Raw genomic sequence first — 10003 nt, forward strand, 5'->3', positions numbered from 1 at the left:
AGGTACTGGAATAATAATGAATCCTCCTGTATTTATTGTTTTAAGCACTGCCTAGCCCTTAACTGAACCGTATTGAAATATGATATGTCTCCAACCTAGAAAGATTTTTATCTGATACCTCGCTATCAGCCATAGCGCTAGCTGGATCAAGCAAGTCTTTTGTCAATAAAACCAAAGTACCTAAAGCAACATAACTAAGAAAAGAGCGACGGTTGAGAGGAGAAATATTTAGGTGAGTCATAACTGAGTATTTGTAGCTTGAATGTAGTTTTTAGGCGAAATAATCTAATCCGAACTCTAATTTATCAAGTTCGTTACTTCCAAATTTACTAGCAAACTTACCCTTAGCCCTAGTGGCCCACCCCAAAGCCTGTGCTTGCTCATAAATCAGATGAGCTTGTTTCTTTGGCGCCAATTTTCCTTGCGACAAAGCAAACTCACTCTATTAAATCAGCGACACCCAACTTTGTCAACAGGTGATTGACTACAAAACTGCGTCTGTTGAGCAAACTATAATTAAGCCAACAAAAACATCCGCGTGACCAGATTATTTTGCAACTTGCTTAAAATTACCCGATCGACTATTCTTCCTAGTAGATACGATCTTGATATAACAACCAACAAAAACATGACATCAATATTACCGCCTTGGATAGTTTTAGACTCGCTATTGCACAACTGGCTACTAGAAGATATCGGTAGGGGCGATCGCACAACATCGGCCTTATTTCCCGCAAACAGCATCCAGGGTACGGCTAAATGGATAGTCAAAGAAGCTGGTGTCATTGCCGGATTGCCAATTGCCGATCGCACATTTAAACTTTTAGACAGCAGCCTCAGTTTCATCCCCCAAGTACCAGAAGGGAAACTGTGCGAGAAAGGAGAAATAATCGCCGAGATTTCCGGCAATTTCGATGCGCTGCTAACGGGAGAAAGAGTAGCATTAAACTTGGCAATGCGTTTGAGCGGCATCGCTACTTTGACTCAGAAATATGTTGACAAAATTGCCGATTTACCCGTGCAATTAGTGGATACGCGCAAGACAACGCCCGGATTGAGATTGTTGGAAAAATACGCGACTCAAGTCGGCGGTGCTTGCAATCACCGGATGGGATTAGATGACGCGGTGATGATTAAAGATAATCACATTGCGGCGGCTGGAGGAATTGCAGAGGCGATCGCCCTAATTCGCAATTCTATCCCCTATCCGCTGACGATCGAAGTTGAAACCGAAACTCTGGCTGAGGTAGAGACAGCTTTGCAGCACAAAGCCGATATTATCATGTTAGATAATATGTCCTTGGATTTGATGCGGCAGGCTGTGGCAATAATTCGCGAAAAGAGCGATCGGGTAAAAATTGAAGCTTCCGGCAATGTTACTTTAGAAACAATTAGAAGTGTAGCCGAAACCGGAGTTGACTATATTTCTACCAGTGCTCCGATTACACGATCGACTTGGCTCGATTTAAGCATGAAAATTCAGAATCATTAGTCATTAGTCAGGAGTCATTAGTGATAGAAAATATTGCCAATACCAAATCAATCTTTAATAGCCATTTAACTTTTTAGTCTCTCTCTGATCCGACTTCGTTTGACTATTAAGCGATTTGAATCGCCGAATAATTCCAGAGGCAACTTATCTCTTAGCTAATGACTAATGACTAATGACTAATGACTCTTAACAATGATTAGAGATAAAATGAACCCAAAAATTCCCGTCAGGCATACAGAGGCTGCGGATTAAGCGGTAAGTATAGTGCAAGTAAGCACCGCTGACACTTGTATCGTAGCCACTTCGGAACCACTCGCCATAGGGATCGTGAACGAAGAATCCCTCGCTGTCGTAGCCTGATGCAACTATAATGTGACCGAAAGACGTGAAGTATCCGTGGATGACAGCGGGATTTCCACTGGCTAGCCAATCTTGAACGTCATCAATAGTTGCATTCTCGGTAAAGAAATCTTGAGCGCCGTAATCTTTAACAATCTTTGCTAAATCGTAGGGGTCCCAGCGACTGTAACCTTTCGCGATCGCATATTCGTAGAGTTCGTCTTCATATTGCCCGGTTTGTTTGCGCCGCGGCACCCTCAAAAAGTCCATACACATCGCTAATGAAGTTACATTGCAAGAACCTGTAGGATTATTCAAGTTATCCAGTTGCGATCGGTAAGGAATGCCGAGCCTGACAGTTGGGGGATTCGGTTTGGGAAAAAACAGAACGCTCTCTTGAGTAATTTGAGCGTGGGCTCCAAAAACATACCAAATTCCTGAACCTTTGAAAGACTCGTTGCGGAGAGCAACTCTGATGTGACCGCGAGCCGGAGCAAAAGCCAGAATCTCAAACTCTTTTCCGGCTGGTATTACTTGTTTTTCCGAGTCGTGAAGTTGAGAAGACGCCAGCGGTTTTGATTTAAAAATGGTGTCTCTGAGCGTTTTCAGGATCAGGGGATGTGTGGGAATCTCCTCTGGTTTGGTTTCTATCAGCTTTTTGGCTGTGACTGCTCCCAAAAAACCCGGTTCGCCGCACTTCATCAGAGTTTGAAATCGGTGGAGGGTGGCCGTAGAGAGAGGGCCAAAAATTCCGTCTACGGGAGGCTTCAGTAAACCCAGGTCAATGAGGCGGCTTTGAATTTGACCACTGAGTTCGTCGTCTGCAGCAATTGCTTTGGCATCGTACCTAATTTTTGAGTTGAGAAAGTTTTGTAATTTCATGCTTGCGTGCCCCTGTCAATCGATTTTAGATTCTAGATTTTAGATTTTAGATTTTAGAATTACGATCGCCGATAAATCCGGTTTCCCTAGACTAAATTGCTTGCTAGTCCATAATTCCCAGTTTATCGTCTCATAAAATTACGGTAATTTTGCCGAGCAACCGATTTTATATTTTAGATTTTAGATTTTAGAATTACGATCGCCGATCGATCCGGCTTCCCTAGACTAAATTGCTGACTCGTCAATAATTCCCAGTTTCTCGTCTCATAAAATTACGGTAATTTTGCCGATCGTCCGTACCTTAAAGGCTTCATATTAATTATTTGATACAAAACCTTCAAGGCGAGGGCCGATCGAATTTCACGCAGTATTGACTAAAAATCCCTCGTGCGCGTTGACATTGTTTCGGCAGAATGCCGAATGCCGTTGGATGCCTCAAAACCAGAGGGATGGCAGAATTTCCCTGTTGAGGCGAAGTCAGATTTATGCTTCGTCCGGGCGAATTACCACAACACCCATCGCGTCTGGAGACAGATATTTAACGGCGGCTTCTCGGAGATCCTCGGCAGTCTGAGCTTGGATGCAGGCGGCATAGTTGAGGGCGGGAGCGATATCTCCTACCATCGACTGATAGTAACCGTACAAACTTGCTCGATCGCTCGGAGTTTCGTTACCAAAGATAAACCGATTTGCTACTTGAGTGCGGATGCGGGAAATTTCGGCATCTGTCACCAGTTCGGTTTGGAGAGTGCGGATGTGTTCGACGATCGCAGCTTCCACTGCTGCCAAGTTTTCTGTCGGTAGTTGAGCGGAAATTGAGAATACGCCGCCGAGTCGCTGAGTCATGTTGCTGACCGAAATTGACGAAACTAGCCCTTTTTCTTCCCGCAAATCCTGAACCAAGCGAGTTGTGCGGCCGTGACCCAATATTGTCGCCAAAACGTCGAGGGCATAAGTTTCCGACATTTCCATGAAACCTGGCACTCGCCACATCACGATTAGTCGGGCTTGCTGAAGGGCAGAGTCTACAAATTCGCGGCGGACTGTTTCTGTAAACGGCGATTCTTGGCCGTAGTTGGGGATTTGGGGTTCTGGGTGAAAGTTGCCGACAGCAGGCACATTTATTTTGTTGGTTTGTGCTGTACTTTTTGCTGCAAAACTGTCTGCGACAATTTCTATTAGTTGCTCGACTGGCAAATTGCCTACAGCTACGGCTGTCATGGCCCCTGGCTGATATCTGCTGCTGTGGAAATCCCGCATTTGTTGGGCTGTCAACTGTTCGATTACCGCAGTCGGGCCGAGTACCGGTCGCTTGTAGGGCAGGACTTCAAAGGCTAATTCCATCGATCGCTGATAGGTGCGGCGGCGTGGATTGTCTTCCGATCGTCTAATTTCTTCTAACACTACCAGCCGTTCTCGATCGAAGGCGTCGTCGGGAATGCTGGCGTTGAGCAACACATCGACTTGCAGGGGAGCTAGTTCGGCAAAATCTTTAGGAGCTGTGGTGATGTAGTAGTTAGTGTAATCTTGGCTGGTGGCTGCATTGGTGACGGCGCCGCGTTGCTCGATCGCGCGCTCAAATTCGCCACTGGGAATGCTGGGAGTTCCCTTAAAAATCATGTGTTCTAAAAAGTGAGCCATACCGTTAATGTCGTCTGGTTCGACGGCTGAGCCTAAATTGAGCCACACGCTGAGGTTAACAGCATCGACCGGCAAGTGTTCGGCTATAACGGTGAGGCCGTTGGGGAAATGGCGGATTGTTGGGGCGTTGAGGGGCGATCTGGAGGAGGATTTGAGTAGGGTGGATGTCATTGCGCTTTTAAATTTATCTTGTTCTCTATATCTTAAAGCGTCTTTAAGGAAGGACTCAGGCATTCGCCATTTGGCGCGAAAAATGCAATTGGATGTGGACGGTAATACACGCACCGAGTTTTTGGTCTCCCGGAAGAAGTCTTGTTAACGTATTTCTGCGATCGCGATCGTTAATTTATCCTAATAGTTGCCCAAGTCCTCTGTTTTTTGGTGACAGCATTCGATGGAAAATCGAAGATTGAATAAAAACTCCGTATTTCCACAAGCAGCTTTTCAACGATTTTGGCGATCGACTTCGGGGAAAATCGGCTTAATTTTGACTGTAGCGCTGATGATCTCGGCACTGTTGGCCCCCCTACTTTCTCCTTACGATCCGGCGGTCGATCGAGATTATTTGTCGCGCTTGGTGGTTCCTAGCGCTAAACATTGGTTTGGCACCGACGGTTTGGGGCGAGATTTGTTGGTGCGGGTGTGGCACGGATTGGGGATATCTTTACTCGTCAGCCTGGTTTCTGTGGGTGCGGGTTTAATTGTGGGAGCGGTTTTGGGGCTGGTGGCCGGGTATTTTCGGGGGTTGCTGGAAATTGCGATCGGCACTTTGGCGGATATTTTGCTAGCTTTTCCTTCGATTTTACTGGCGATCGGCGTTGTTACCGTCACCGGGCCGAGCCTGCAAAGCGTAATTATCGCTGTCAGCCTCGTGCAAATTCCGATTTACATCCGTTTAACTCGCAGTATGGTGCTGTCTTTGCGGGAACAAGAATTTGTTTTGGCTGTCAAGGCCTTGGGCGCCAGCGACTTGCGGATTATTTTTCGCCACATTTTGCCGGGAAGTCTCGCGCCTCTAGTTGTACAAGCAACTCTTTCGACTGGTACGGCGACACTAGAAGCTGCCGGTTTGGGTTTTTTGGGTTTGGGCGCACAGCCGCCGGTTCCTGAGTTGGGGACGATGCTTTCTGATGCTTTTAAGGGCGGATACGCTCTTTCGTCTCCTTGGACTATTTTGTTTCCCGGTTTGCTGATTACCTTGACTGTTCTGGGTTTCAATCTTTTGGGCGACGGGCTGCGAGACGCTTTAGACCCCAGATCCAATGCTGCGGTAAGGAAATAGCAATATTCAAAACTTACGCAGCAAGCACAGTATTTGAGGAATACTGTGCCTCCTCTAAAAATTGTTCAGGTATGCTCAAACTTTTGGCGGGAGTTGAAGCCATTTCAAAGTCGTAGCCTGGGCTGCAGACTGAGGTGATACCCGCTATGACTGGCTGCATTAAGATTGGCGCGGATAGGCGGCTGTCGCGCCCGATCGCGATCGTTAATTCTGCGACTGATTTATTGACTTTTTGCACCAGCCAACTCACAAAGGCTTGACCCAAAATTGTCGCCATTTCCGGGGTGGGGTTAACCTGTTCCTCTGGAACGCCTTCGAGGGCGATACCGCGAATGTCTGAACCATGTTGCAGCTTTTTTCAGTTATAGTTTGGCAAAATAGTCAATAGTATTTTGCTAGTCCTGCATAGTAATGATAATCAAGCTTTTGGCTCTCTACATAAACTAGCGTTGGTAGTCATGCACAGTAAGGATATCCTTTTCTTCTGCAAAAGTTATAGTGAGATCCACAGTTAAAAATTGCCCCAATATGGTGAAAGCAGTTTTTTTGAGAAAGACAAGGTTTTACGAACCAAACGAGAAATTCGCCGCCGTAAAGTATTATTAAGTCTTTCAATATGACTGGTTTTTCCCGATTCTTTACCTACAGGTCGATGTCTTTTAAAAGGTAGCACTTCTGAATAAGATTCCCAAAAATCAGTATAACAAACAGCACATTGTCTCTCGACAGGAGGTAAAGATTGCCCGAGCATGGACGCAGATTTTTTTGAGCGCTCTTCAATATAAAGTCCAACAATTTTACGGGTATTTCGATCGAAAGCTATCCAGAGCCATTGCTTTTTTCGGTTGTTTTTGACAAGTGAGCGCATTTCATCTAGCTGTAAAGTCAATGAACCTTTCGGTTTTTTAATCACCAAAATTTTCCCAGAAATTTCGGCAGACTTTTTATTTACATAATTCTTAAGCTATCGAATGGATACCCCCGTAGCTCTAGCAATTCCGGCTCAAGAAGTTTTTTATAAAATCAGCCGCTCAATTAAGGATTTAGTTTAGGAGTGAAAGCTGCTTATATTGAGAAATTTTAATCTTCCGACCGACTACAATCTTTACACTTAAATCGCTGTTTCCTGTAATAAGTCTTTCCATTTTTAATAAAAAGTCGCTTTGAAAATTAGGACATTCTATACTTTTACTTCGGAAATTTATGTTGATTTAATATTAAACCATTACTGTGCATCACTACCAAAGCATTTAACTAATTGCGGGACATATAGCGGTTCTCAATAAAATGAGGTACACACCGCTCGCAACTGATGCCCACGGAGGCCTATGCCCTATGCCCTATGCCCTATGCCCTATGCCCGCCAGAGCACCTCATGTTACTGAGAAAGGCTATATTAGTAGAGCAAGGATTCCTCGCCCTACTAACAGCCTTAAAGCAGAGTAATTGCAGTCGATGCCGGAGCGCCGATCGAACCTGGGCCAAAGCCCAAATTCACCACCCCACCAGTCAAACCAGGAAGATTGTTAATCGTCAGACTAACGCTAGTTTGACCGGGATTAAAGTTCACCGTGCCGGACGAAGGATTCACAGCAAATGGACTAATGTTGTAGTCTACGTTGTTCACAGGTTGACCACCACCAGGGGCAACAATCAAATAGTCCACCGAAGCCGAAACCGAAGTATCGCCAGTCCGATTAATCGTAACAACTCCAGAACCACCATCAATAATAGGATCGGGAGACGAACCGTAAGAGAAGAAAGTCGGAGACACAGCATTAGAAATCCCTTGATATTCAATGTGCCGCACTAGGTAATCGGAACCATCGCTTTTGAAGGAGGTGGCGGCGTAGGCAGCGGTAGGGCTATCGTAGGCTTTGGTGGAGAACCGCAGTTCGTCAAAAGTAGCGCCGACCAGAGAGTCTCCTACTATCTGGAATTTGAAACTGCCATCGGTGCGATCGCCAATTACAGTCACTCCATCTGAAGACACAGTAATGGGTTTTGGAGCGCTCGGAGCGTTGAGGCGAGCGATCTTAAAATTGGTGGCCGGTACCCGAACCCCATTATTAAAGATTTGCAGGAAACCAACTTCATTGCCTTGATCGCCCAAACCAGGACTTGTTTTGGGACTCAATGCACTGAGGTCGATCGTTGTGCTAGTGATGTCTTGGTTATCTGCCCATTTCACCTTCAGCGTCTGAGATTGATTGGTGTTGGGGTTATGGTTGATTTCAGCCCGAATTTTATTGGCGTCGGTGAACCAACCATCATAAGAGGATGGGACACCAATACCACCGGTACTGCCGTAGCTCAACCAGCTTTTAGGGTTTTCGTTGCTTGCTAAGGTGAGGTTGCTGATGACATTCGGGTTAAGGTAGTCAGTTTCCACGCCATCAAAAGCTATCCCAGACAGTTTGATGCCTTGATTCTGGGCGGCATTCGGCCATTGTGCGATCAGGTCACTGACACTGCTGTAATTATTGGTTTGACCCAAAGAACCAGTAAGAGGCGGCGTAACTGTAGGGTTAAATTCGTAAGCGCCAATATCAACGATTGCACTTCCGTTATTATCACCATCTTGAGGGCGGCTCGCACCGCGCTGATCCGCAGCCGGCGCGCCCACACCAGTACCAGTATCAATTGCCGGACTTCCTACTAGCAGCGGCAGCACAAAAGCGCCGTTAATATTTTGCAAAGAGCCGAGTAAGGGGTCTGCGATCGTCACATTTGCCGTAACATTACTATCATTAGGATCTCCCACCGTCAGTTTAGCGGGGAATTGAAGATTGTTTCCCCCATCAATTAGCTCCCGTCCAGTGTGCTGCCTATTTTTAAAAGGATTACTTGCCGTATTCCTATCAAAAATTGAATTCTTGACAGTAATTGGCGATTTCACAGCATCGTTAAAAGTAGCAATACCTCCCGAATATTCTCCAGCGGTATTTTTAGCAAAAGTCGAATTGACGATATTAGTCGAAAAAAAATCTCTGTTGCCAGCAACCATTCCCCCGCCCTGCTTAGCAGCACTGTTGCCGGAAAAGGTACTGTTGACAATGCTGACATTTCCATTTTCTCCGAACCACAAACCGCCGCCGTTATCTTCAGCTTTATTGTTAGCGAACGTACAGTTTGTCACGGTCAAATCGACGTTGCCGTGGCGGACGCCGCCGCCGGAGCCTCCAGTACCTGATAAATTCTTTACGGCTTGGTTATTAATAAAGGTGCTATTTTCCAAAACCACTTTATCTTGCAAATAACCAAACAAAAAGGCTGCGCCTCCTTCTCCCGAGCCGATATTGCCGTCAAAAATGCTGTTGCGGATAGCAATATTTCCGGCAACGGGGCCGGGGGTTGCATTGGGACCCGAAGCATTAGCGCCATCGACGTAAACTGCCCCACCAACGCCTTTATCTGTGCGGTTGCCTGTAAATTTAGAGTTTTCGATCGTCATGCTGCCCAACAGGTTATTAACAGCACCGCCGTAGCTGCCTTTGTTGTTGGTAAATTCGCTATCTTTGATAGTCAGAACGCCCCCGCTTTTGGTTGCGATCGCACCGCCACCGCGTTCGGTATTGTTAGCTAAAGAACCGTCATTGCCGCTAAACTTGCTGTTAATTACATTTGTCGTGCTGCGGAAACCCGTGTAAATGCCGCCACCAAAACCGGCAACATTATTATTGACTTGGCAATTTTCTAAAGTTAAAGTGCTGCTACCTCCTGTTTGAATGCCACCACCGGCGCTAGTTGCCTCATTATTCGGATCGATTCCAGAAACTTTGCCGTTGGCAACAATCAGGTTTTTTATAGTAGCATTGGTCGAACCTCCTATGCGGATTACCCGCGAAGTATTGTTGCCGCTGATGGTTAAACCGGGTGCTGCGGCGCCGTCAATGGTGATGTTTTTGCCAGCGGGAATATCGAGTTGACCGCTGGTGAGAGTAATGGTTTGGCTGGCTAAACCTGGAGCGAAGGTAATGATATCGCCGGCAACAGCGGTGGCGATCGCAGCCCTTAATGAACCGGGCCCGCTATCGCTATTGTTGGCTACTACGATCGTAGCTAAATTACCTTGGTAACTTGCCATAGCCTCTGGGTGCAAGGCTAAGGGAGATTCAATTTGACCCCTAGCAAATTCTAAATTCCAGTCGCCGCCGCGGCCGGTTGTGTTGGTGGATGCCGCAACGTCAGCCCCGGTTAATTCACTGAATCTATCGACGAAATTAGCACCTGTACCGCCTGCTACATCGCAGCCGTACAGCATGATGTCTGCTTGTGGGGCTAGTGAAGTTTGCCACTTTTCCAACTGGCTTTTGTATTGCTCTATGTTCTCTGAACCCAGAGCGGTATTGCCTAATTGTAGGCTG

Annotated in this window: 6 protein-coding genes and 1 pseudogene; 2 read left to right on the forward strand and 5 right to left on the reverse strand. The window is 46.3% G+C overall.

The window, feature by feature from the left end; translation table 11 throughout:
- Positions 1-628: 628 nt before the first annotated feature.
- Entirely contained in the window at positions 629-1492 is an 864-nt protein-coding gene (gene nadC, locus QUA71_RS28075) for a carboxylating nicotinate-nucleotide diphosphorylase (RefSeq protein WP_333290150.1), read from the forward strand.
- 186 nt (positions 1493-1678) lie between these two features.
- On the opposite strand, the gene QUA71_RS28080 is transcribed toward nadC, so the two are convergent.
- Together QUA71_RS28080 and QUA71_RS28085 are read right to left on the reverse strand one after the other, a co-directional pair.
- Positions 1679-2713 (reverse strand): C39 family peptidase, encoded by a 1035-nt coding sequence (locus QUA71_RS28080; protein ID WP_333290151.1) that lies wholly within the window; start codon positions 2711-2713, stop codon positions 1679-1681.
- 483 nt (positions 2714-3196) lie between these two features.
- Complete coding sequence (locus tag QUA71_RS28085; RefSeq protein ID WP_333290153.1) at positions 3197-4525, reverse strand: pitrilysin family protein; 1329 nt, start codon at positions 4523-4525, stop codon at positions 3197-3199.
- A 238-nt stretch (positions 4526-4763) separates the two neighbouring features.
- Here QUA71_RS28085 and QUA71_RS28090 point away from each other — a divergent pair, with 238 nt between their 5' ends.
- Positions 4764-5636, forward strand: a complete 873-nt coding sequence (locus tag QUA71_RS28090) for an ABC transporter permease (protein ID WP_333290155.1) — start codon at positions 4764-4766, stop codon at positions 5634-5636.
- A gap of 13 nt (positions 5637-5649) precedes the next feature.
- Here the strand turns inward: QUA71_RS28090 and QUA71_RS28095 are convergent, their stop codons facing one another.
- From QUA71_RS28095 to QUA71_RS28105, 3 genes and pseudogenes are all read right to left on the reverse strand, one after another.
- The gene (locus QUA71_RS28095) at positions 5650-5988 is read right to left on the reverse strand and encodes a hypothetical protein (RefSeq protein WP_333290158.1); all 339 of its coding nucleotides are present in this window, start codon (positions 5986-5988) and stop codon (positions 5650-5652) included.
- A 104-nt stretch (positions 5989-6092) separates the two neighbouring features.
- A pseudogene (locus QUA71_RS28100) lies at positions 6093-6769 on the reverse strand (IS1 family transposase).
- Between the two features lie 299 nt (positions 6770-7068).
- On the reverse strand, positions 7069-10003 hold a 2935-nt coding region (locus QUA71_RS28105; protein ID WP_333290156.1), incomplete at its 5' end, for a DUF4347 domain-containing protein.

It is taken from the genome of Microcoleus sp. MON1_C5, from assembly GCF_036701875.1.
Classification (GTDB): Bacteria; Cyanobacteriota; Cyanobacteriia; order Cyanobacteriales; family Microcoleaceae; genus Microcoleus.